Origin of the sequence: Mesorhizobium sp. C277A (assembly GCF_040324395.1) — a bacterium.
In the GTDB taxonomy this organism is placed as follows: Bacteria; Pseudomonadota; Alphaproteobacteria; order Rhizobiales; family Rhizobiaceae; genus Mesorhizobium.
This window is the reverse complement of record NZ_JAMYVW010000002.1, coordinates 3191208-3215529: the sequence shown is the minus strand read 5'-3', so window position 1 is coordinate 3215529 and position 24322 is coordinate 3191208. Positions and strand designations below refer to the sequence as shown.

Annotated in this window: 13 protein-coding genes; 6 read left to right on the top strand and 7 right to left on the bottom strand. The window is 61.9% G+C overall.

What is annotated here, in order from left to right:
* Positions 1 to 57 precede the first annotated feature (57 nt).
* From NKK52_RS15900 to NKK52_RS15890, 3 genes are all read right to left on the bottom strand, one after another.
* Entirely contained in the window at positions 58 to 768 is a 711-nt protein-coding gene (locus NKK52_RS15900; protein ID WP_245263024.1) for a lytic transglycosylase domain-containing protein, read from the bottom strand.
* A gap of 81 nt (positions 769 to 849) precedes the next feature.
* Positions 850 to 1218, bottom strand: a complete 369-nt coding sequence (locus NKK52_RS15895; RefSeq protein WP_023681064.1) for a hypothetical protein — start codon at positions 1216 to 1218, stop codon at positions 850 to 852.
* A gap of 72 nt (positions 1219 to 1290) precedes the next feature.
* Positions 1291 to 9207, bottom strand: coding sequence for a DUF5801 repeats-in-toxin domain-containing protein (locus NKK52_RS15890; protein WP_352629325.1), 7917 nt, complete (start codon positions 9205 to 9207; stop codon positions 1291 to 1293).
* 323 nt (positions 9208 to 9530) lie between these two features.
* Between NKK52_RS15890 and NKK52_RS15885 the strand changes: the two genes are divergently transcribed.
* A complete protein-coding gene (locus NKK52_RS15885) occupies positions 9531 to 10469 on the top strand; it encodes a transglutaminase-like cysteine peptidase (RefSeq protein WP_023681068.1) in 939 nt (312 codons plus the stop codon).
* 85 nt (positions 10470 to 10554) lie between these two features.
* Here the strand turns inward: NKK52_RS15885 and NKK52_RS15880 are convergent, their stop codons facing one another.
* From NKK52_RS15880 to NKK52_RS15865, 4 genes are read right to left on the bottom strand one after another with little or no spacing between them, the layout of a single operon-like run.
* The gene (locus NKK52_RS15880) at positions 10555 to 11196 is read right to left on the bottom strand and encodes a ribbon-helix-helix domain-containing protein (protein ID WP_023681069.1); all 642 of its coding nucleotides are present in this window, start codon (positions 11194 to 11196) and stop codon (positions 10555 to 10557) included.
* Positions 11186 to 12475 (bottom strand): HlyD family type I secretion periplasmic adaptor subunit, encoded by a 1290-nt coding sequence (locus tag NKK52_RS15875; protein WP_023681070.1) that lies wholly within the window; start codon positions 12473 to 12475, stop codon positions 11186 to 11188. Before NKK52_RS15875 ends, NKK52_RS15880 begins: the two co-directional genes overlap by 11 nt.
* Before the next feature lie 43 nt (positions 12476 to 12518).
* Entirely contained in the window at positions 12519 to 14651 is a 2133-nt protein-coding gene (locus tag NKK52_RS15870; RefSeq protein WP_023681071.1) for a type I secretion system permease/ATPase, read from the bottom strand.
* 37 nt (positions 14652 to 14688) lie between these two features.
* Positions 14689 to 16137 carry a TolC family protein gene (locus tag NKK52_RS15865; protein ID WP_023681072.1) on the bottom strand — a complete coding sequence of 483 codons (1449 nt, stop codon included), beginning with the start codon at positions 16135 to 16137 and terminating at the stop codon, positions 14689 to 14691.
* Positions 16138 to 17220: 1083 nt separating this feature from the next.
* Here NKK52_RS15865 and NKK52_RS15860 point away from each other — a divergent pair.
* The 5 genes from NKK52_RS15860 to NKK52_RS15840 all read left to right on the top strand — a co-directional run bounded on the left by NKK52_RS15860 (position 17221) and on the right by NKK52_RS15840 (position 24261).
* Positions 17221 to 17937 (top strand): pentapeptide repeat-containing protein, encoded by a 717-nt coding sequence (locus tag NKK52_RS15860; RefSeq protein WP_023681073.1) that lies wholly within the window; start codon positions 17221 to 17223, stop codon positions 17935 to 17937.
* A 499-nt stretch (positions 17938 to 18436) separates the two neighbouring features.
* A complete protein-coding gene (locus tag NKK52_RS15855) occupies positions 18437 to 19624 on the top strand; it encodes a magnesium transporter (protein ID WP_023733226.1) in 1188 nt (395 codons plus the stop codon).
* 537 nt (positions 19625 to 20161) lie between these two features.
* A complete protein-coding gene (locus tag NKK52_RS15850) occupies positions 20162 to 21379 on the top strand; it encodes a tetratricopeptide repeat protein (RefSeq protein ID WP_198031467.1) in 1218 nt (405 codons plus the stop codon).
* Complete coding sequence (locus NKK52_RS15845) at positions 21376 to 22200, top strand: FecR family protein (RefSeq protein ID WP_023681077.1); 825 nt, start codon at positions 21376 to 21378, stop codon at positions 22198 to 22200. Before NKK52_RS15850 ends, NKK52_RS15845 begins: the two co-directional genes overlap by 4 nt.
* A 15-nt stretch (positions 22201 to 22215) precedes the next feature.
* Positions 22216 to 24261, top strand: coding sequence for a CHASE2 domain-containing protein (locus NKK52_RS15840; protein ID WP_084023710.1), 2046 nt, complete (start codon positions 22216 to 22218; stop codon positions 24259 to 24261).
* The last annotated feature ends 61 nt before the right edge of the window (positions 24262 to 24322 follow it).

The following is a 24322-nucleotide window of genomic DNA, read 5'->3' as shown; positions in this document are numbered from 1 at the left end:
ATCCGTTCATCTTACGGCAGACTTGCCTCGCCGTCTTTGCAATTGCTGGATTATGGCTCAGCCGTCGAAAAGTCTTGCCCGGAGCGCCTTGATCATTCTGGCTTGCCCGGCGCTTCGATAGTCCGCGCATTTCATGTATCGCGGGCCCGGCACGAACAGTCGGCGCACACAAATCCGCCTCGCCGGGGCAGGGGCACCATCGTCTCCTGCTGTCGGGAATGCGGAGAATCCGAACGTCGCCACCGGCAATGGCCCGGCCACCGCAAAACCTTCTCTCGCCAGGATTGCACGCGCACGCCGGCAGTAGCGGACCGAAAGTTCGGAGAACCGGGTTTCGCCGTGCCCGGCACGATACTTCATGACGGTGGTGCAGAGATCGCCTGCGGCAAGGCTGTTTGCCTGCGCCAGATATCTGACGCCGAGCGCGATGTTGGTCGCCGGCGCGCCAAGCTCGTCGAGCGAGCCACGAAAGCCCAGCATTCGGGCCGTCGCGGGCATTACCTGCATCAACCCGACCTCACCATCGGCGCCGTGCACATCGGGATCGAACCCGCTTTCGATCTCCATCACCGCGTGCGCCAGCACCGGTTCCAAGCCGTAGAGCGATGCCTGGCATGTCGCAAACGCCTTGAATGTCGCGCGAGTCCATTCGGAGGCGGCGTCGCAGCGAACCGGCCGCCTCAAGCCGAACGGTGCTGGTCTCTCCAGGCTAGGTCGTTCCAGCCAGTTGGCGCGGGCTTGCGTGGCAAGCTGGCCAAAACCGGTCAATGCGATCGCTCCGGCGATCGCCCTCGTCAATCGTCCGCCGACCATCGGGTCAGCCAACCGGCACTGCCGGATCCCCTCCGGTCAGTTCATGTACTCGACCATGCGGTCGTGGAAGCATTCGCACTTGTTGAGCGTGTCCTCGTCCTTGTAGTTCGTCTTGAGGTAGCCATAGGCCATGCCGCAGGCGACCTTGGCTTCCGATGCCCAGACGAAGGTAGGACGGGACGAATTGATCCATTCCGAGCTGTTGGCGACGGCCACCGACTCGTCCATCAGCTTCACCACCTCGGCCTTAAGATCGACGATGTTGTCGGTCAGCACCAGGTTCGATGTGCCGACGGTCCGGCAATAGTCGGCCACCGGCCCTTCGATGATGTCGGCGGCGAAGCCAGTGGATCCAGCCAACAGCAGCGCCGCGGCCGAAGCCAGCAATCTTGCACAACGCTTCATTTAAGTCCCTCTCCAAACTGCGGTTTTATGTTTCGCTAATATGTAGCATGAGAGTACGGCCACGCATAAGTGCTAAATCGTGGCCGTGTGCTGCGCGTGGTTCGAGTCGTCGTAGAGAACGTTGATCGTTCCGGCGGCAGGCGTGTTCGTAAGTTGCGCCACGTCCACGAAATTGGGCCCGCTGGCCGTACCGTTGGTGTCGACACTCAGCATCTTCGTGCCGGCGTCATAGTGCACGTAGTCGGCGATGGTGCCTCCCGCCGCCGTCTCGAACAGCGACGACAGGTCGATCTTGTCGCCTTCGGCGCCGTTGTAGTCGGCGATCAGATCCTTGATGTTGAGATGGTCGAGCCGGAACGTGTCGGCGCCGGTGCCGCCCGTCAGCGTGTCCTGGCCGGCGCCGCCGACGAGGAGGTCGTTGCCGGTCCCGCCATTCAGCGTATCGTTGCTAGCGCCGCCGACGAGCGTGTCGTTGCCGCCGGCTCCGCTCAAATTGTCGGCTCCGGCTCCGCCATACAGCATGTTGCCGACATCGTTGCCGGTTATGGTGTCGTCGAAAGCAGACCCGATGATATCGGCCGCCGCCGCCGTCGACGTGTAGATATGCGAAGCGCCGGCAGCGTCCGCCGAGTGATCCGCAATCGTGTTCCCGCTCAGGGTCACGCCGATCAGACTTGTCGCCAAGTCCCCGTCCCCGTCCACGATCTGGATCGGCAGGTTGAAGTTGACGGGGTTGGTGCTCTGAACGGCTGCGCCAAATCCGGTAATGGCGAAATCGTCGCCGCTCTTGTTCAACAATTCCAGGCTGTTGTAGCCGTCGGCCGTGAACGTTGCGACGGAAACATGGTCGTCCATTATGCCTGTTACCTGGACGGCATAATGAACTGCGGCGGTGGGATCCACATCAACGAATTGAACCGTGTAGGTTCTGTCCGTCAGCCCGCCGGGATTGCCCACGGTATATACCGTTGCGGCGGTGCCGATGTCAGCGAGACTGACGACCTGCGTCTCCCCGTCATACGAGATCGCGACCGACGAGACAGAATCGAGCACGCCGTCGCCGACTATCTTGTTGTTGTCGGTGCCCGTCGTGGTGTTGTCGTCCTTGGCAGTGATCTGAAGTACGGTGTCGGTATTCCCGTCGCCAAAGGTGAAGGTGGCGCCGTTGGCAGTATAGTGATTGTCGAACACGTGATCGCGGTTTGTGGGGTCGCCATAGCCGCCAGCTCCCATCGGGTTGCCGGTCAAATCCTGGACGAAGTCGACCCGGACGCCTTCGAGCGCGCCAATGTTCTGCCCGCCGGCGCCGCCGCCGGCACCGAAGGAGTTCGCGTTGCCGTTGATGGTCGTGCCGGTGCCGAAAGGCGTGAAAAGCACATCGCTTGAATTATCATTGACCGGGGTACCCGAGTCTTTCTGACCGGTCGGCACGAAACCGGCCCACGCGCCATTGCCGCCGTCGAAATCGTAGCTGCCGTTGGAGAAAGTCACCTGCGTCAGACTGTCAACGGTTCCGTCCATATCAACAGTATAGTTGGCATGCTGGGGGTCGAGCGTGACCGTGAACACCGCCACGCCGTTAGCATTTCCATAGAGCGTATGACCATCCGGGGACACGTCGTAGATGATGTGCGCGCCGCCCGAAGTCAGGCCGCTATCCGCGCCATCGAGAGACGCCGCGAAAATCGCCGTGCCGGCGCCGTCCGCTGCATAGTTGGTGGACAACGAATGGTCTACGTCCAGGGCAAACGTCACCGGATTGCCTGCTGCGTTCGCCACCACTGCATAATCCGGCGCGACTGCCGTCGGGCCGTCATCGAGGAAGGTGACCGCGCCGCCGACATCGATGGCGCCGGTGCTGGCAGTGTCGCCGTCCGCATCCGTCACCGTTGCCGTCACGGCGATCTTGCCCGCCAGGGTCAGCGCGTCGTTATAGGCGGCGGCCGTCGAGCCGTCGACCAGATGTTCGAGCGCGACGTTCTGCACCACCGTCAGCTTGCCGTCCGAAGCGATCGACACCGTGAAGGCGGTGTGCGTGCCGCCGGCATCCGTGTACTGGCCCTGCACCGTGGCGCCGACTTGGACCAGCGTGATGGCATGGTCGCCCTGTGCGGTGGCCAGCCCGGAGGCCGAGTTCGTCATCGACAGCGCATAGGTCGTCGTGCCGGCGCCATCGGCGCCGTAGTTCGACGTCAGCGTCACGATCGCCGCGGCGCTCGTGGCCGTCATGATCGCCGGGCTCAGCACTCCGTCCGTCGTCGGACCGTTGCTGGTCTCGTCGAGCGTCACCGAGCTGCCGACGACCGCGTTCGAGATTGTCGGGCCGTCATCGAGGAAGGTGACCGCGCCGCCGACATCGATGGCGCCGGTGCTGGCAGTGTCGCCGTCCGCATCCGTCACCGTTGCCGTCACGGCGATCTTGCCCGCCAGGGTCAGCGCGTCGTTATAGGCGGCGGCCGTCGAGCCGTCGACCAGATGTTCGAGCGCGACGTTCTGCACCACCGTCAGCTTGCCGTCCGAAGCGATCGACACCGTGAAGGCGGTGTGCGTGCCGCCGGCATCCGTGTACTGGCCCTGCACCGTGGCGCCGACCTGGACCAGCGTGATGGCATGGTCGCCCTGTGCGGTGGCCAGCCCGGAGGCCGAGTTCGTCATGGACAGCGCATAGGTCGTCGTGCCGGCGCCATCGGCGCCGTAGTTCGACGTCAGCGTCACGATCGCCGCGGCGCTCGTGGCCGTCATGATCGCCGGGCTCAGCACTCCGTCCGTCGTCGGACCGTTGCTGGTCTCGTCGAGCGTCACCGAGCTGCCGACGACCGCGTTCGAGATTGTCGGGCCGTCATCGAGGAAGGTGACCGCGCCGCCGACATCGATGGCGCCGGTGCTGGCAGTGTCGCCGTCCGCATCCGTCACCGTTGCCGTCACGGCGATCTTGCCCGCCAGGGTCAGCGCGTCGTTATAGGCGGCGGCCGTCGAGCCGTCGACCAGATGTTCGAGCGCGACGTTCTGCACCACCGTCAGCTTGCCGTCCGAAGCGATCGACACCGTGAAGGCGGTGTGCGTGCCGCCGGCATCCGTGTACTGGCCCTGCACCGTGGCGCCGACCTGGACCAGCGTGATGGCATGGTCGCCCTGTGCGGTGGCCAGCCCGGAGGCCGAGTTCGTCATCGACAGCGCATAGGTCGTCGTGCCGGCGCCATCGGCGCCGTAGTTCGACGTCAGCGTCACGATCGCCGCGGCGCTCGTGGCCGTCATGATCGCCGGGCTCAGCACTCCGTCCGTCGTCGGACCGTTGCTGGTCTCGTCGAGCGTCACCGAGCTGCCGACGACCGCGTTCGAGATTGTCGGGCCGTCATCGAGGAAGGTGACCGCGCCGCCGACATCGATGGCGCCGGTGCTGGCAGTGTCGCCGTCCGCATCCGTCACCGTTGCCGTCACGGCGATCTTGCCCGCCAGGGTCAGCGCGTCGTTATAGGCGGCGGCCGTCGAGCCGTCGACCAGATGTTCGAGCGCGACGTTCTGCACCACCGTCAGCTTGCCGTCCGAAGCGATCGACACCGTGAAGGCGGTGTGCGTGCCGCCGGCATCCGTGTACTGGCCCTGCACCGTGGCGCCGACTTGGACCAGCGTGATGGCATGGTCGCCCTGTGCGGTGGCCAGCCCGGAGGCCGAGTTCGTCATCGACAGCGCATAGGTCGTCGTGCCGGCGCCATCGGCGCCGTAGTTCGACGTCAGCGTCACGATCGCCGCGGCGCTCGTGGCCGTCATGATCGCCGGGCTCAGCACTCCGTCCGTCGTCGGACCGTTGCTGGTCTCGTCGAGCGTCACCGAGCTGCCGACGACCGCGTTCGAGATTGTCGGGCCGTCATCGAGGAAGGTGACCGCGCCGCCGACATCGATGGCGCCGGTGCTGGCAGTGTCGCCGTCCGCATCCGTCACCGTTGCCGTCACGGCGATCTTGCCCGCCAGGGTCAGCGCGTCGTTATAGGCGGCGGCCGTCGAGCCGTCGACCAGATGTTCGAGCGCGACGTTCTGCACCACCGTCAGCTTGCCGTCCGAAGCGATCGACACCGTGAAGGCGGTGTGCGTGCCGCCGGCATCCGTGTACTGGCCCTGCACCGTGGCGCCGACCTGGACCAGCGTGATGGCATGGTCGCCCTGTGCGGTGGCCAGCCCGGAGGCCGAGTTCGTCATGGACAGCGCATAGGTCGTCGTGCCGGCGCCATCGGCGCCGTAGTTCGACGTCAGCGTCACGATCGCCGCGGCGCTCGTGGCCGTCATGATCGCCGGGCTCAGCACTCCGTCCGTCGTCGGACCGTTGCTGGTCTCGTCGAGCGTCACCGAGCTGCCGACGACCGCGTTCGAGATTGTCGGGCCGTCATCGAGGAAGGTGACCGCGCCGCCGACATCGATGGCGCCGGTGCTGGCAGTGTCGCCGTCCGCATCCGTCACCGTTGCCGTCACGGCGATCTTGCCCGCCAGGGTCAGCGCGTCGTTATAGGCGGCGGCCGTCGAGCCGTCGACCAGATGTTCGAGCGCGACGTTCTGCACCACCGTCAGCTTGCCGTCCGAAGCGATCGACACCGTGAAGGCGGTGTGCGTGCCGCCGGCATCCGTGTACTGGCCCTGCACCGTGGCGCCGACCTGGACCAGCGTGATGGCATGGTCGCCCTGTGCGGTGGCCAGCCCGGAGGCCGAGTTCGTCATCGACAGCGCATAGGTCGTCGTGCCGGCGCCATCGGCGCCGTAGTTCGACGTCAGCGTCACGATCGCCGCGGCGCTCGTGGCCGTCATGATCGCCGGGCTCAGCACTCCGTCCGTCGTCGGACCGTTGCTGGTCTCGTCGAGCGTCACCGAGCTGCCGACGACCGCGTTCGAGATTGTCGGGCCGTCATCGAGGAAGGTGACCGCGCCGCCGACATCGATGGCGCCGGTGCTGGCAGTGTCGCCGTCCGCATCCGTCACCGTTGCCGTCACGGCGATCTTGCCCGCCAGGGTCAGCGCGTCGTTATAGGCGGCGGCCGTCGAGCCGTCGACCAGATGTTCGAGCGCGACGTTCTGCACCACCGTCAGCTTGCCGTCCGAAGCGATCGACACCGTGAAGGCGGTGTGCGTGCCGCCGGCATCCGTGTACTGGCCCTGCACCGTGGCGCCGACCTGGACCAGCGTGATGGCATGGTCGCCCTGTGCGGTGGCCAGCCCGGAGGCCGAGTTCGTCATCGACAGCGCATAGGTCGTCGTGCCGGCGCCATCGGCGCCGTAGTTCGACGTCAGCGTCACGATCGCCGCGGCGCTCGTGGCCGTCATGATCGCCGGGCTCAGCACTCCGTCCGTCGTCGGACCGTTGCTGGTCTCGTCGAGCGTCACCGAGCTGCCGACGACCGCGTTCGAGATTGTCGGAACATCGTCCGTGATATTGATTGAGATGGTCGACGTGGACGTATTGCCAAGGCTATCGGTCACTGTGAACGTGAACACATCCTGCCCGGGCTGCACATTGGCGCCGTCGTCACCCGCCGGGACATTCGCCTCCGGCGACGTCAGCGTATAGGTGTAGGTGCCATCCGCGTTGACGTGCAGGATGCCGTACGTGCCATTGATGTTCGTGCCGACATTGCCGCTTACGTCGCTGCCGATATCGCCGGCCTGAACACCGGTCACCGTCGCTCCGTCTGGATCCGAGAAAGTCAGCTTGCCTGTGGTCGTCTCCGAGCCGTCGCCCGCATGCGAGCCGTCCACCGTCCCGGGGCCAAGGTCGCCGGCCGGCGGCGTCGTGTCGATGCCCGCCTCGTTCACCGCCGCAATCTCCGCCACCACACGCGGTTGGCTGCCGGTTACGTCGATTGTCAGCGTCGCCGGCGAAGTGTCGCCGTCGCCGTCGGTGATCGTGTAGTTGAAGACGTCAGTGCCGGTCGGCGTGTTCGGGGTGGCCTGGTAGCTGTAATCGCCATTGGCGAAGACCGTCAGCACGCCATGCGCGCCCGTTACCGTCGTCACGCCACTGTTCGTTATCGAACCGATCCAGGCGATCGATGCGATCCCGTCCGCTCCGGCCGTATCCGCCGCGCCGGTACCATGGGTGCTCGCGCCGGTCTCGACATTGCCCGTCACCTTCTCGCCGGACTGCGCTGCGTCCGAGTCGTCATGCGCCGTCGGCACGTCGTTGACGATGTCGATGATCAGCGTGGTAGAGGCAGGGTCGCCGTCGGAATCGACCACCTTCACGGCGAAGTCGTCGTGCGTGCCATTACCCGTGGTGCTGTCGTTGAGCGTGTAGGAATAGCTGTAGCCGGTCGCCGGCGTGCCGGTGATGGTCAGGTCGCCATACTGGCCGTGCACCAGAATGCCGCCGGCCCCGTTGGTCACCTCGATCTGGGTGTTGTCCTTGTCGGTCATATAGAGGTGGCCGATCGTATCGTTGCCGGTGGTGATCGCCAGCGCGCCCGTGGTGGTCTCGCTGGTGTCGCTGTTGTTGTTGGGATTGTCGTCCGCGGTTTCGCCCGAGCCGGCCGGCAGGCCGTCATGCGGCGGAAGGCCGGCTTCGCTGGCCGCGCTGTGTCCGGACGCATCGGGGTTCTCAGGCGTCACACCGATGGTCGGGATGGAATCCGGCTTCAGGTTGATCGTCACCGTCGCCACCGACGCGTCGCCGTCGCCGTCGACTATCTGGTACTGGAACGTCACGGTTCCTTCTTCGCCGGCAGTAGGCGTGTAGGTGAAGGTGCCGTCATTGTTGTAGACAACCGTGCCGGTGCCGCCGTTGAGCGAGTTCACCACATAGCTGACCTTAGACGGATCGGCGATGTTGACGCCATCCGCGCCGGGCACGTCGTTGGCGATCACGTTCACCGTTACCGGTGCGTTCTCGGTCGCCTGCGTGGCAACGTCGTCATGCGCCGTCGGCACGTCGTCCACAATCTTGACGGACAGCGTGCCGGGAGCCGAGGTGTCGCCATCGGTGTCGGTCACCGTCACCGTCATGTTGTCGAAAACGAAATCGGTCCCCGGGTCAGGGTGAACAGCACTATGGGCGAGCGTGTAGCTGTAGCTCACCTGGCCGGTGGCGGCGTCGTAGCCGCTGATGGTCAGCGTGCCAAGCGTGGTGGTGATCTCGATCGGCGTCGATCCGCTGTTAGCAAGCGCGGCACCCGAAATTACCTGGCCGGCGATGGTCAGCGAGCCGACACCGTCGGGCGAGTTGATGGTAAAGGTGCCGGTGTTGGTCTCGGACTGATCGGTGCTGGGGGCAGGATCCTGCGCCTCGCCCGAGCCTTCTGAGCCGGAACTCGCAGGCAGGCCTTTCTCATTGACGATCGTGTCGCCACCTTCGACGGAAGGCGTCAGGTCGATGATCGACGGCATGGAATTGGGCTTGATAAGAGACGGGAACAGCTCGCGATGATCCGGCTGGCCGAATGCCAGATCCGTCGGCGGCAACAGTGCCGAAAGGCCGAACCCGTCGCCAATGCCGCCAGGTGGAACCGAGAAGTCTGCGCCCGCGCTTGGGTTCGAACCGCCCGGGCCGGCCGATATGGAACCATCGGCACCGAAGGCGACATCGACATGGCTTGCTTCAAGCGCCGCCAGCAAGGCAACGCGCGGAACTTCGACATCACCGATGATGAAGGTCGGCACGTTGAGCGCGCCATCCTTGATGAGGATGACTGAACCGTCGGCCTGTTCCAGCAACAGATTGTGGCCGTCGACCTTGATGTTGTCGATGGAGACGTCCGCCGGAAGTTTCACGATGTTGCTGGCGTCGGCCACGTATTCATGCGGCGCGGCTGCCGCCGGCGCTTTCGCCTCCGCGGGTGCTGCCGGCTGAACGGGTGCGCCACTGCCGACATCGACCGGCACCGGCTCGGCAGGCGCCGCCTGAGCGGCCTGCGCTACCTGGATGCCTGCCTGCGATGGCGAGCCGCCATGTTCATGTGAAGAGTGCTCGTCCCAAGAATTCGAGACGGTATCTAAATCGTTACTGGTCGTCATCGCCAAACCCCTCCGGCATTTCCCGGATAGAGACAGTGACGACTTCTGCTTTGCAACTGTCCCGCAATCAATTTCATATATCCCGGTATGCAAGTCTCGGCATTTTTTACGTGTGGTAAACCCGGAATATATAATCTGATATACATTGGCCGCGCCGCGCTTCGTTTGGTATCCGCCGGCTGAGCTGGATTGGTAAACAGAAGTATAAATTTGAATAAAGTTTTACACAAAATAGGTATTCCCGATTGAAGGAAACTTATCCACCTTCCTTTCCAGTAATTTGAGACAAGATTGGTACCGTCCACAGTCAAGAGGTGGGCGTCATGAAAAAAGAAAAATCTGCCCTGGGAATAACCGGGCTCAGGCTCCTCCTGCTGGCAATGGCGATCGCAAGCCTGCCGCAGCCATCATCCGCGAAAGCAATTACCGTGAATACCGGCGCTGCCGCTGGAGTTCTGGCGGCGGTCGAAACCCCGTCTAGTCTCGGCGGCGTTTCGCTGGCTCGGCCGCAGCCATGGCAGCCGGTTTCAGCCTACCGGATCGGCATGATTTTCAGCAGCTCTGTTGCCGTTGATGAAAAGCGTGGTTCTTCGATAGCGCCGCCCGCCGCCGGGATCGACCTGATCCAGACGGCGGCGATCATTCCCGGCGTGTTCGGTTCTGTTGCCCTGTCGATGCGCAATTTCCCGGTTTCGGCGCGCTGGGCGCCGGTCTACAAGGCAATTGTCGACTGTACCGCGAGCAGCGCGTGCGAACGCAAGAACAGCGCCTTTGCCGAGATAGTCAAGGCAGCCGGGAACAAGAGCTTCATCGACAAGTTGTCCTTCGTCAACTCAAGTATAAATCGCGCCATCGCCTACAAGAAGGACAGCGTGGTTTACGGCAAGCTCGACTACTGGGCCAAGCCCCGGGAAATCCTTGAGCGGCGGGCAGGGGACTGCGAGGATTTCGCCATCCTCAAGATGGCCGCGCTGCTGCATGCAGGCATCCCGGCGCAGAGCATGTCGCTGGTCGTCTTGCAGGATCGCAAGCGCGGTTTCTTTCATGCCGTGCTGTCGGTCAGCACCGGCAGCGGCGTCTTCATCCTCGACAGTTTGAGCAATGTAGTTTCCCGCGACACAGACCTGCCGACCTACGTACCGCTCTATTCGTTCAGCACCGATCGCGCGTGGATCCATGGCGCGAAGACCGGTTCTGCTCAAATAGCCGATATCAAGGGCGGCCTTTCGACGGTCGCGCCTGGTGAAGGTGTGCAGCCGTAAGCTCCCATCAGAGAGTCTTGAGCGCTCTATCTCTTGTTTGACGCAATTTTCCACGAAAACCGCTCACACTTTTCCCGGAATTGCTCTAGCCGCCGAAGACGAACGCCATCAGCAGTTCCGGCTCGACCACCGGCGCCCGCACCGCGCTCAGTTGACCGCGGTAGCGGCGGTCGCCGGCGCCTATGACGAAACCGGTCGCGACCGGCGTCTCGCCATTGGCGTCGAGCCTGGCGAATATGTCGGCGACATTGAGGTCCAGCGCCAGCTTGAGATCCTGGCGCGCGTCCTCGTTCGGCGCCACCGGCAATTGCCGCCGCACCAGTTGCTGGAACGGCGCATTGAAGGTCAGGATCTTCTTCGACGATGCCAGGGCAAAGGCCGGCGAGGGACAGGCGACGAGAATGGCGCTGATGGTCTTGATCGACGCGAGCCTCTGCAAGGTGAGGTTTTGGTCGGCCAATCCACGCATGCAGGCTACGCGAATTGCCGATGTCAGGTTTCCGGCGTTGGCGTGGCTCTCTGCAATTTCCTCGATCAGTGTGCCGATGGTGCATTTGCGGCTTTCCGCCATCTGCTTCAGCGATGTCCAGAACGCCCGTTCCAGACGAATGCCGCGGCGCATGCCGCCACGCGCCACAACCCGGAACTCCAGTCCGAAATCCTCTGCCGCCAGCGGTGGCAGCAGCCGGTCGCGATCGGCAGGAAGGGAGACCGCGCTATCGCTCACTCATTGCCTCCTCTCGCGCCTTGTTGATCGGCTTCATAAGGTAGGTGAGAATCGTTTTGCGTCCGGTCTTGATGTCGACCGAACAGATCATGCCGGGGATGATCGAATAGGTCTTGCCGTCGCGTGTCAGCGTCGATTTGTCGGTGGCGACACGGACCTGATAATAGGGTTCGCCGGTCTTCTGGTCGACCAGGCTGTCGGCAGTGATGTTCGAGACCTTGCCTTCGATGCCGCCGAAAATCGAGAAGTCATAGGCGGTCACCTTGATCAGGGCATCCTGGCCCGGCCGGATGAAGGCGACGTCCCGCGGTGAGACCCGGGCTTCGACCAGCAGGGTCTCGGACGTCGGCACGATACCCGCGACGACCGCGCCGGGCTGGACGAAGGCGCCGACCGTGTTGATGTCAAGCGTGTTGACGATACCATCGACAGGCGAACGGATATCGGTACGCGCCACCTTGTCGGTGGCACCGCGTATCGTCTCGTCCACCACCGAGAGATCGGCCAGCGCCTGCGTCAGATCGCTGAGCGCTTCCTGTTGCAGCTGCAGGCCAAGTTCGTCGACCTGAAGCTTGGCTTCCGTGATGGCAGACCTGGCTTTCTTGATGGTCTCTCCGGCAAGCGTCAGCTGACCATTGAGCTCGGTCTGCTCGCGCTCGACGCGGAGCTGCTCGGTTCGCGCCATCAGGCCTTTCTTGACCATCGCTTCGACCAGCTTCGCCTCCTGGTCGCTGACGGCCAGGTTCTTGGTGAGGCGATCGGCATTGGCGTTGGCTTCGTCGAGTTCCTTCTCACGCTGATCGAGCCGCGACTTTAGAACCGACAGTTTGACTTCGAAGTTGTCGCGCCGCGCGATTAGCAGCTTCTGCTCGTTGTCGCAGATTTCCGGCGCCACCTTCTGGATCTCGGACGGACAGGGAAACGCGCCCTCGAGGCTGCCGGTCTGTTCGAATTGGAGCCGTGCAATGCGCGTCTGCAGCGCCCGCGCCTTGGCCTGCTGCTCGCCAAGGCTGGAAGTGTTGAAGGTGTTGTCGAGACGGATGATGAGGTCATTCTTCTTGACGACCTGACCGATCGTCACGGCGATTTCCTGAACCACGCCCGGCTCGCTGGCCTGGATGATCTGGGTCTTCGACGCCGGTATGATCTTGCCGTCGCCGCGTGCGATTTCATCGACCTCGGCGAAGGATGCCCAGGCCACCGAACTCGCAAAAAGCGCTCCGATAATGAATATCGAAGCCGACGCAAAAAGCGGCGGACGGTCTTCCCTGGCTAGCATCTACCACGTCCCAACCTGCTGTGTTCACGCATAATTCTGTTCGTCAGGCGCTTGTTTTCTGGAGCGCTTGTATCACTTGGTCTTTCGGTCCATCGGCAACGATCTTGCCCTGCTCGATGACGATCAGGCGGTCGGCCAGCTCGAGCATGCTGAAGCGGTGCGTCGATACGATCAGGGTCGTGTTGCGATCGAAAGCCACTTTGAGCTGCTTGATCAGCTGGCGCTCGGAAGCCAGATCCATCGAGCCGGACGGCTCGTCCAGGAACACGATTTTCGGTTTGGTCAGCAACAGGCGGGCAATTGCCATTGTCTGCCTCTGACCGCCCGAGAGATTGGTGCCGCGCTCGCCGACATTCATGTCGTAGCCTCGCGGATGGCGGGAGACGAAGTCGTCGACGCCGGCAGCCTTGGCCGCCTCGACGATCTGCTCATCGGTCGCCTCCGGGCACGCCATCAGGAGATTTTCCTTGATGGTGCCGGAAAATAGATCGTTGGCTTGCGCGACGATCCCGACCGCGGCGCGAACCTCCGATGGGTGGTATTGGCGGATGTCGATCCCGTCCAGCAGCAGCTCGCCGGAGGTCGGCAGGAAAAGCCTGCCGATCAGCCTCCCCATGGTCGTCTTTCCCGAGCCTATGCGGCCGATGATGCCAATCCGCTCACCGGGCTCCACCGAGAAATTCAGGCCGGTCAGCACTTCGTTTTCGGAACCCGGGTAGACAAAGCCGACATTCCTGAATGCCATTGCACCGTTGCGAATGGGGCGGTTGACGAAACCAACCGTGTCCGGCCGATCCTCAGGCTGCGCCATGATCGAATTCACCATTCGCAGGGACAGCATCGCCTGGCGAAGTCTGGACAAGGTGATCGCAATCTGCCCAAGCGGGGCCACCGCCCGGCCCGCCAGCATGACGGTGCCGATGATGGCGCCGGTCGAGACATGCCCTTCCGAAAAGGCATAGGCGCCGGCCACGATCAAAGCGACGGTGACCATCTGCTGGATGGCTTGCGTTATGTTGCCGGCGGCAGCCGAAAGCTGTTTGATCTTCTCGGACGTGTTGGATGCGTTCTTGGAATGCTCCGCCCATTTTCGCAGAAGGTACGCCTCTGCCCGCAGCGATTTGATCGTTTCCAGCGTGGAGATGGATTCCACCAGCAGGGCCTGGCGCTGCGAAGCCTCGTTCATGGAAGCGGCAACGCGTTTGCCGATGCGCCGTTGCGTGATCAGCCCGACGATCACCGAGGCGACAAAGGCAATGGCCGGTATGACGACCAGCCAACCGCCTATCGCATAGATGACAAGAAGAAAGACGAAGACGAAGGCTGTGTCGATGAAGACGCTGATGGTGTTCGACGTGAAAAACTCGCGCACGAACTCGTACTGGGTCACCCGATTTGCATATTCGCCGGTTGAGCCGGGCCTTGCCGACAAGGACGAGTTCAGCACCTTCTCGAAAAGCATATAGGAGATGCGAAGATCGGCCTTGCGCCCGGCATAGTCGATCAGTGACGCTCTGGCGGTCTTCAAGAGCAGGTCGAACAGAATGACCGCGCCGATCCCGATCGACAGCACCCAGAGCGTCGATATCGCCTTGTTCGGCAAGATCCTGTCGTAGACGTTCATGGTGAAGATCGGTGAGGCAAGAGCCAGCAGATTGATGAATACCGCCGACAGGATGACCTTCGAATAGGTGCGCCAGAACGGCCCCATCGTGCCGGTCAGCCAATGTCGCCGCTCGATCTTGGCCGCCGAACCGACGCTCATCGCCTCTACTGCGTTGGCATAGGTTATCGAGAAGGAAACGCCGCCACTAATATAACTTCCGGAAAACTCGGATTTGCTAATTGTCGTGCGCCCGTCTTCCTGGGGAGCGGTCGTAAATCCACCGTCCTCGGTCTGGGCAAGCAGCGCAACCGGCAACTGGCTGACGCGAAACAGAATGGCGGGAAGGTCGATGCGTCCGCGAAGAAAGTCGCGATGGCTGAATTCCGTGATTTCAAGACCGATGCGTTCGGCAAGATGCCGGATGGCGTCGATATCGATGCGGGTGTCTGACAGCGGCACGCCGGCAAACAGCACGGTCTCGGAACTCGGCCTGCCGAGGTACCCGGCAACAGCGGAGAAGCAGGCCTTGAACGCCTCTTTTGGGGAGAGGATTTTGGGTTGTGGGTTCACGATCGGCCCGCAGGACTATCGTTCGTCCTTGACCTTCCTACTTCTTTCTTACCGGTGCGAGGATGTCGAAAGGCAGATCGTTCGTCTGCTCCGACGGCGTGCGCGCATACGTTTCGGTGTCGGCCGTTTCAGGCGCATTGAACTCGGCCTTGGCATAGGCGGTGGCCTGTTTTGCCGGCTGAAGATTCATGGTCTTCAGCAACTGCCCGGTTGCCGCCAGCAGCCGGTACTGCGCGAAAAGCGACGCGTAGGATGCGGTGTCGGCAAGCGTAGCTGTGTTGAACCGCGTGTTCTGCGCGTCGAGCACGTCGAGCAGCGAGCGCTGTCCGACCTTGAACTGCTCGCGATAGGACGCCACCAGCCTTTCGTTGGCGGCAGCCTGAAGCTTCAATGTCTTTGCCAGATCGGCCTGCCGGAAGCGGCGATCCCATGACGTACGGACGGCTTCCTCGATCTCGCGCAGAACCTGGTGCAGCACAAGGCGCTGCTCGCTGGTGCGGCGGACCTGCTCTTGCTCGTTGGCTTTGTCGATGCCGCCGCGATAGAGGTTCCAGCGCAGCACCAGCCGCGCCTGCAGGTCGCTAGCGTCGCCATCGTCGCCGTCGATGTCATAGCCGCCGCGGGCGCGGCCTTCGGCGATGACGGAGGGCCCGAATTTCGCCCGCGCCGCATCCACCAGGGAGGCGGCGGCGTCGATATCGCTGTTGGCCATGTGGACGCGCGGATTGTTCTGTCGCGCCAGCCCTAGCGCGTCGTCGAGCGACCTTGGCAGCGCGCTCGAGACATCGCCTGGCCTTGACGCGTTGGTCAGCGGCTTACCGACCGTCTTGAAGAACCGTATCTTGGAAGCCTCCAGTTCTTCGGTCGCCTCCTGCATACGTGCCTTGGCAGCGAACAGCCGCTCCTCGGCCTGCTGGCGATCAGCCTCGTTCAACGCCCCGCCTGCAATACCTTGCCGGATGTCGCCGAGGATTGCCTGGTGAAAGCCAAGATTCTTCTTCGCTTCTGAAACGATCGAAGCCTGCAGCATGTATTCGAGATAGTCCTGGACGACAGACAGTCCAATGAATTCAGACCGTTCCAGCACCCGGAACGATGCGCCGTCGACCCGCGACGCCTGACGGTTCAGTTCCGCCCGCCTTGCGCCGCTGTCATAAAGCGTCTGCGTGACAACGACATCGGCTTCCGCCGGATAGAGCGCGTCATCCTCTATGGACAGCGAACGCCGGGAGGAATTGTCGAGACGACGAACCCCCGCCGACGCCTCGACATCGACGCTGGGAAGATAAAGTCCCTTCGCTTGGCGTAGCTCGAATTCGATTGCTTCGCGGTTTTCGATCGCTTGGCCAATTTCGGGATTGGACTCCACCGCAACTGCCATCGCCTCCTGGAGAGTGAGCGCGTGAGCATTCCCACAACTCAATATGGCGACCGTCGTCAGCAGGCCGAGGCGCTTGCCTATCGCCGACATAGATGTCGTATTCATTTCACCCCACCCCAACGTTCCCCTGCGCCATTATTGCCAGGCGTTACAACTCAACCGTGATTGTTCACAAATTTGCAAAATATGGGAGCACTTATTGATTTAGTGACCGCTAAAACGCTGAATTCAAGCAAAATTCTATAGAATGTCGCAAAAATGGCACATAAAATACCCACTGCGGTTTTTGGGTAACAGCCGTCCGAGTTTGAACAGGCGAGCGAAACCGCTCCGGGAAGGAGGACCGCAAGGCCACCTTATGACCTATTTGCTCCTGATGGCTTGACTATTTCTGGGTGTACTTTTCAGCGAGGTGACCGACAACATCTTGGTTGGCAGCTACAATCGGCAGGATAATCTTAGCCCGCTTGCCAAGAAGCCTGGAACGGACACCCCTGCCTTTCTTCGACCTGAAGCGTGGGCATAAATCCCTGAGCCGGCGAATAAACGCCGACGACTGCTTCACTGGCCAGCGTGCCAGCATAGGGCTCGTATGACGGCCGATCAACGACTGGGTCAACCGAAGAGGTGACGGTACTTTTTGAGGCGGTTCGGTAGGCCATCGAATGCCGCAAGGTCCAAAAATCGCTCGATTGATCCCATAGCTGGTGAAACCTCAAAATATTTCTTGCGGCGATTTCCCGTTAAAATCAAAAGCGCAACTTTTTTTTGACGGTTAGTGTCCGCCTTTTCGCAGCTCAGAAAAAAATTTGACTGTAATTGAGTCATACGCTGTTTAAACAATGCGGAACGAAGTGGTCGGTTGCGCCACCACTTTGCGGGACGACATACGAGAGTTGCAGGACGAGCGGTCAAACATCAAGGCCGCCGGCTCGCTAGATACCACTACTCGTTCCTCCGCGCCATTCCAACAGGCTGAACTTCGAGGCAAGTGAGCCCGTCCTGGTCCGGCGCCTCGACTCACTCTACCGTCAAAGCCTTTCCCCACCTCTCGATAATTTCGCAAGCTGCTGCTGGCTATCGGCGGATCGTTGATGCGCAACTGTGACGGTGGTCGTTACCGTGGCTCGAGTGTCAGCAGATGTGGTAAGGCTGATTGTCGACGAGTAGCAGAGGGGTCCAGCAACAATGACTTTGAGACGAACCAGAGCTTACGGCGGATCCGGCTTGGGTCTGGCGGTTTGCACTGTATTGGCTTGGCAAAACGCCACCGCCGCTCAAGATTGCTACGCAGCCGCGACGCCTGGCGTCAATTGGCAGGAGTGTGACAAAAAGCTTCTCATCCTGGAAGGACAGGACCTGAGCGGGGCAAACCTGTTCGGTGTTGATTTCACTTCGACCGACCTCAGGAACAGCAATCTCCTTGCGGCAAATTTTGAGAAGGCAACGCTTGTGCGCGCTTCCCTGGCCGGCTCGACCGCCAAAGGCGCCCGGTTCGACAAAATCGAGGCGTACAGGACCGACTTCAGCCAGATGGACGCGCAGGGCGCTGTGTTTACGGGCGCGGAAGTGCAGCGCTCGAATTTCCAGAACGCCAATCTGGTCAATGTTGATTTCACAAAGGCGGAATTGGGGCGTGCGCAGTTCCATGACGCCGATATCAGCGGCAGCCACTTTTCGTTTGCCAATCTCGCGCGGGCGGACTTCCGAGGAGCGAAGTTCACCGCACCGATAGACTTTGAGGGCGCTTTTTTCTTTCTGACCCGTATCGAGGGCCTCGATCTATCCAATTCGGCGGGTCTGTCCCAGTGGCAGCTCAACATGGCTTGCGGGGACGCCCGGACCGAGTTGCCTTCTGGCATGACGAGGCCAGAAAATTGGCCCTGTCAATTCCAGCAGGAATAGCCCGCCCGTCCGCTTCCCGCCCAAAGGCTGCCGGGCGGCAAAGCGCCTCAATCAGTCCTCGGCCGCGGGTCAAAGCACGACACTGCGGGACATTTCCGGCAATCTCATTTACCGGCGGACGACAACGGCCAAATAGAGGACGGATGCCCAAGGTCAAAGGTGATACCGCTCTGGACAAGGAGCGCGCCAAAACAGAGAAGCTCCTCAAAAAGGTTGGATACACCGCCTTGAAGGAGGCCGGTGTGGTATCCAAGCGACCCGACCTCCCAAATCTAAAGGTTGAAAAGCGAGGGAAATAGCGCGGACACTCGCATGCTGACCTGACGAGGGCACGCCCAAAATGTAGACGTCTGCTTTGCCTTCTCAAGCTAGGAGCGTGCAGGCGGCGCTTGCGAGAACCACAAGGCGGACTGCTGGGCCGGAAGAACTGTCGTATTTCCGCCCCGGTGCGATCCGACACTTCACAACTTTTTCACTTTCAATTGGGGGGCCATATCATATGAACGAAGAGACCGGCGTTCAGAAGTTGGTGCGCACGCTGCGTGCTCGAGCACCTGATGACGCAGCTGAATTGCTCGCTAGAGAGTCTCCCGAGTTCATCCGCGACACACTAAAGCTGTTGCCTGACGGGCACGCCCGTAAGGTGGCCGAGCATTTGCCACTGCATATGCGGCCCATCAGCTCTCATGATGGTGACATGGGTTTCGCGATCCCCGAGTCGCTCGTCGAGGTGATGGACCCGATCCCCGCCAGCGTTCCTGTCGGGACGACGGTTGCTGCCGCGGTGGAAGCTGTCAGAGGCGCCCTGGTGCCGACCGAGCTCACTTATCTCTACGTCACGGACAAGGGCAATAAACTGGTTGGCCTGGCGGTCCTGCGCGATCTGATGCTGAGCGAACCCGACGCGATTGTCGATCACATCATGCTGCCCAGGCCGTTCGCTCTTGATGTCGGTCTCTCTTTGAGTAACGCATGCAAGGCGGCGGTACGGCGTCACTATCCTGTCTATCCGGTGGTGGATGCGGAGAACCGGCTGCTCGGGCAGGTTCGCGGCTGGCGATTGTTCGAGCAGCAAATCATCGAGATTTCCGCCCAGTCTGGACAGATGGTAGGCCTCCAGAAGGAGGAGCGCTCTTTTACGCCGCTGTTTTCAGCCTTCCTGAAGCGTCATCCGTGGCTGCAGTTGAATCTCCTGACGGCCTTCATGGCCGCATTCGTGGTCAGTTCGTTCACAGGCACGATCGAGAAGATCGTCGCTCTGGCGGCGTTTCTCCCAGTCTTGGCCGGGCAGAGCGGAAACACCGGCTGCCAGGCACTGGCTATGACGCTGCGTGGCCTTGCCCTGGGGGATGTGGACAAACGACCGAAGCTGCACTTGGTGATGAGAGAGGGCGCGCTCGCGGCCGCCAACGGCGCGCTCGTCGGCGTTGTTGCGGCTGCGGCGATGTGGTTCTATGCCTCGATGCAACCGGCGTCGGCGGCGCAGGCGCCGATGCTGGCACTTGTGATCCTGCTTGCCATGTCCGGATCGTGCCTCATGTCCGGCATCTCCGGCGTGCTGATCCCGTTGAGCCTGCGCCGGGTAGGCGCCGATCCGGCGGTCGCCTCGGCGATCTTCCTCACCACCGTGACCGATATTGTAGGCATGGGCCTGATGCTGGGGCTGGCAACCATGCTCGTGCTCTAGCAAGCTGCGTCCGCTGACCCGTCCCCTGGAGTCGGAGGCAACAAGCTGACCTCGTCGCGTTTAAAGAAATTGCAAGACCCAGGCCGAATCGCACACGCGTCGTGAGAACACCTTTCGGCAGCTCTCCGGCCCCTTGCGAAACGCGACGGAAGGCCTTTGGAGAAGCCGTGGGTCACCTTGAAGCATGGTGACCAGATACGCAGAATCGCCCACCCAATATTAATCTTCTCGGCTGGGCGATCCACTACTGATGAGATTTGAGTTTGTTAAGCCTTGGGCCAAATACTTCAATCACGTGCAGCAATGTCGAGAAGAGTTTTTGACAATCAGCGCAGCCGAAATAGGAATAAACCCGATATCTTGTTGCGCAGCTGCAACAGCTGCTGAGGACTCGCATAAGTCCGGCGACCGTTCAGTCGCCTTTTTCTTGCGGTCGTGCTAAATCTCTCGCACTAGTCGGGTTTGGGGTGGGTTCTCGGCATGCAATCTTCGTTTCGAACGATCTTCGGCGTCGCCGCAGCGCTGCTTTGTGCCGGCGTGTTGCCGGCCGGCGCACAAGGTCTTTTTGGGGCCTATGACGATGCGTTTGCGGCCCGCATCGCCAGTCCGGCCGACAATGGAACGCTCGCCCAATTCGTCACGGTTGCGGTCAATGCTGGGCAATACGATCAGGCGATCTCCTCGATCGAGCAGTATCTGATCCAATACCCGCGCGATGCGCGCGCCCGGCTTGCGGCCAGCCGGTTGTATTATCATGTAGGGTCCTATGAATTGGCCCGGCGGCAGGTGCAGTACGGCATCGAAGTCGGAGGTCTGACCGCAAGTGAGCAACAGGAAGCTGTTCGCCTGCTCGCCCACATCGAGCGCGCGTTGCGTGGCGTCACCTGGGAACTCGCCCTGACCGGCGGGGTATTCAGCGCATTCACCGATTTTGAGCCAGGCGGGGCGCAGGACGACGACAGCTTCGTCTCGCCTTACGGGCAGGCGGAAGGTTTTGTGCGGTGGGACCTCGGCACGCCAAGTGCCGACGCGCTCGTTCTTTCGGGGTCGTTGACCGCGACAGAGCGTCTCTTCACGGAAGACCTGTCGGTTCCGGGTGGCGAGAAGACTTTTATTCACGGCAACGCAGCAATTACCTGGGACAAGGGACTGCCCAACAGCGGGATCGATTCGCTGCGCCTGCTGCTTTCCGCGTTCACCGTTACGGATCGTTTCGACAGCGATATTTACGAAACCGGTATCGGCCTCAGTGGACGTTTCGTCGTTCGCCCGACGGTCGAGACGACGCTCTTCGCCGGTGGCGGCTACATCGATCTAAGCGCCTCGCAAGGCATTTTCGCCGATAGCAGGGTCTTCTATGAGGCAGGCGGCAGCTACCGCTTCCGCAATGGCCAGGCGCTCGGCTTGCGCTTTGTCGGCTCGAATGACTTCGCTTCCGGATCGGGCGAAATCAGCCGCAGCTATACGGGCGAGGTCCGCTATGGCGGCCTGTTGATGAAGGTACCGGATCTTTTCGCATGGTCGCACCAGATCGCCTTATCGGCCGGCCACAGCGACACTCCCGATCTGTCCGTCGGCATCGGCACAAATATCAAGAGCGACTTCTGGCGCATTGCCTCGGAAAGCGATTTTCAGCTGACGGAAGCGCAGAAGATCAGCGTCGATCTCGCCTACCGCAAAACCAACTTCGCCCTCGCCAACCGCGACCGAAAATCGTTCGAAATGCTCATGAGCTATACGTTGACGCTCAATTGAAAGAGGCCGCGATGAGGTATCTTCAGATCGTCATTTTTGTCGCCTGCCTCGCCTTCGCGGCACCATCCGCTGCTGAGACGGTCGGGTCGATGACGGCCTATCAGACCATCATCGTCCGCAATAACGGCGGGACGATGAACGTTGGCGCCGGCGTCGAACTCGGCGACCAGTTGCGCAGCAATCCCACCGGTCTCGGAATGCTGGTGTTCCGGGATGAATCGAGCGCCAAAATTGGTCCAAACACCAGCCTGACGATCGATGAGTTCGTCTACAATCCGGGCTCCGGGTCGGGAAAGATCGACATCGGGATGAACAGCGGCCTGGCCCGTTTTTATGGCGGCCAGGTTTCGAAAGGGGGCGTCATGCAGGTTGCGACGCCGCACATGGTGCTCGGAGCGAGAGGCGGCATCATCGAAGTGCTGGTGGCAGCCGGCCAGACCGTCGGCATATTGCGCGCCGGCCGCATGACCTGCACGATCAGTGGCAAACGGCTGGTCATCACGAACCCGGGCTACGCCTGCACGTCGGACGATGGCAAGCTTCTGGCCGGCTACGGCGGCATCGACGCCTTCCCGATCTTGGACAGTATCGACCGGATAGCGGGAACCGGCCTGCCGGGCGCACCGGGTCCTGGGTTGGACGTAAGCGCAATTTGTGCGTCGGCTCTAGGCTCCTCGCTCAAAGTCTGCGGGTCCAGGGACGGCGCACTGCCAGGAGTGGTCATGGAATTCCCTGACAGCCCAACGCCACCTGCGGGCAGCGGGGGCCGGCGGGGCGAGTGTGAGGGTGAGGGTTGCTGCTACTACTACAACTGCGATTAGGCCTGGCTGCACGAGATGAGCCACTCGGTCGGTAGGCGCTGGGCTGATTGGCGGCAAGCCGGCAGGCGCAAAATATCCGGCCTTTTGGTCGTGCTCCTGCTGCTCGCTTGCCATTTGGCTTTTGACGGGCCGTTGTCGCGCCTGCGTGAGCGGACGTACGACTTCTATCAGTTTCTCGCCCCACGTCAGGCGACGAGCAATCCTGTCGTGATCGTCTCGATAGACGACGCCAGCCTCAAGGCACATGGGCGATGGCCCTGGAACCGTGGCCTCTTGGCCGATCTGGTCGATGGCATCACGCAATCCGGTGCGGCGGTGGTCGGGCTTGCGCTGGTACTCCCCGAGGCTGACACCTCGCCTGAGGGCATCGCCGGAGACAAGCGCCTGGCAGCGGCGCTGTCCAAAAGTCGAACGGCGCTTGCCGTCAGCCTGGGCAATGAAGCGACGGTATCAGAAGCAGAACCCAAAGCCGGCTGGTCGATCGTCGGGCAAGTGCCCGATACACTTCCCGGCTTCACCGGTCTTACCGGCTCGCTTGCCGAATTCTCGAACGCCGCCGCAGGCCTCGGCGTGATTCGCACCTTGCCCGATCCCGACGGCGTACTGCGCCATGTGCCGCTGCTCTGGCTTCGCAATACCCCTCAACGCGCGCAGCTGTGGCCGTCTTTCGCACTCGAGCTCCTGCGCCTTTACGCTGGACAGGACGGTTACACAGCCCGGATGAATGCAGCCGGGTTCGACGCACTCAGGATGGCAGGCGCCATTGTGCCGCTCGAGCCGGAGGGGAGCATCCGCCTCTGGGAAACCGCCACGGACACGCCTCGCCTGTCTGCCAGCACTATCCTTTCGGGCCATGGCGATCCGCGGCTGCGGGACGCCATCGCCATTGTCGACCTGTCGGCTGTGGGCCTGACGCAGTACCTGCCCACGCCGACGAGTCCAGCGCGACCAGGAGCGGAGATCCACGCCGATGCGATCGGCCAGATGCTTGCCGGGCGCTTCCTGGCAGAGCCAGCGCACGCGCGTATGCTCGAGCGGCTCTGGTTTCTCCTCAGTGCCGTCGTTTTCATCGGGGTTTCCGGAGTGCTCGCCGGGCGTGTCGTGCTTGGCGCCCTCTCCCTGGCGCTGCTGGCCGTCACGCCGTTCGTGTTCGGCGCTCTCGAGTACAGCCTGCAGGGTGCACTCTATGACCCGCTGCAGCCGGCGCTTGCAACCATCATGGTTGCGGGCTTCGAAGGCTATGTCCTCTACAGGCGCAGCGAGCAGCGCCGGTCCACCCTGACGCGACAGTTCTCCCAATATCTGTCGCCCTCCGTGGTGCAGCGCCTCGCAAGCTCGGACACCGAGGCAATCCTGTCCGGCGAGAAGCGCGAGATCACCATTTTGATCAGCGACATACGTGGCTTCACGACCATGAGCGAACAGCTCGACACCCAAGAGATCGCCAAGGTGGTCAACCATTTCCTCGGCATTGCGACCGATGAGATCCTCAAGCGCGACGGCACCATCGACAAGTTCATGGGCGATGCGGTACTGGCCTTCTGGAACGCACCGCTAGATCAACCCGATCATCGTGAGCGTGCGCTGGACGCGGGCCTTGCCCTTATCGAGCGGGTGAGGCGCGAAGACGCCGCCTTCACCGCGGATGGCCATCGATCCATCGAAATCGGCGTCGCCATCGAGACCGGCATCTGCTCGGTAGGCAATTTCGGCTCCGAACGGCGCTTCGATTACACCGCGATCGGCTCCCCCGTGAACCGCGCGGCACGGCTCGAATCGACGACCAAGAAGCTGGGCATCCCCCTGGTGCTTGGACCCGGCTTTGCGGCAGCAGCATCGATGCCGGTCGTCCAGGCGGGCGCCTTTGAGCTCCAGGGTTTCAAGGGCGAGGTGCCGGTTTTCACCGTTCCGGAGATGCAAGCTGCTCAACAAGGTATGAGCCGCGAAGTAGAGAGCCAACGTGGTGAGCAATCTGGCGCCCCCGCCATGGTGGTTGGTTCGCCGCCATCCGTGCAAATGGCGCCGCTTGACCTGACACCCCGAACCCGGAGCATCCGCTGATCGGATCCAGCGGATCGCAAGATGCAATTGTCACGGGCACAGACGGACATCTTGTTTCGGC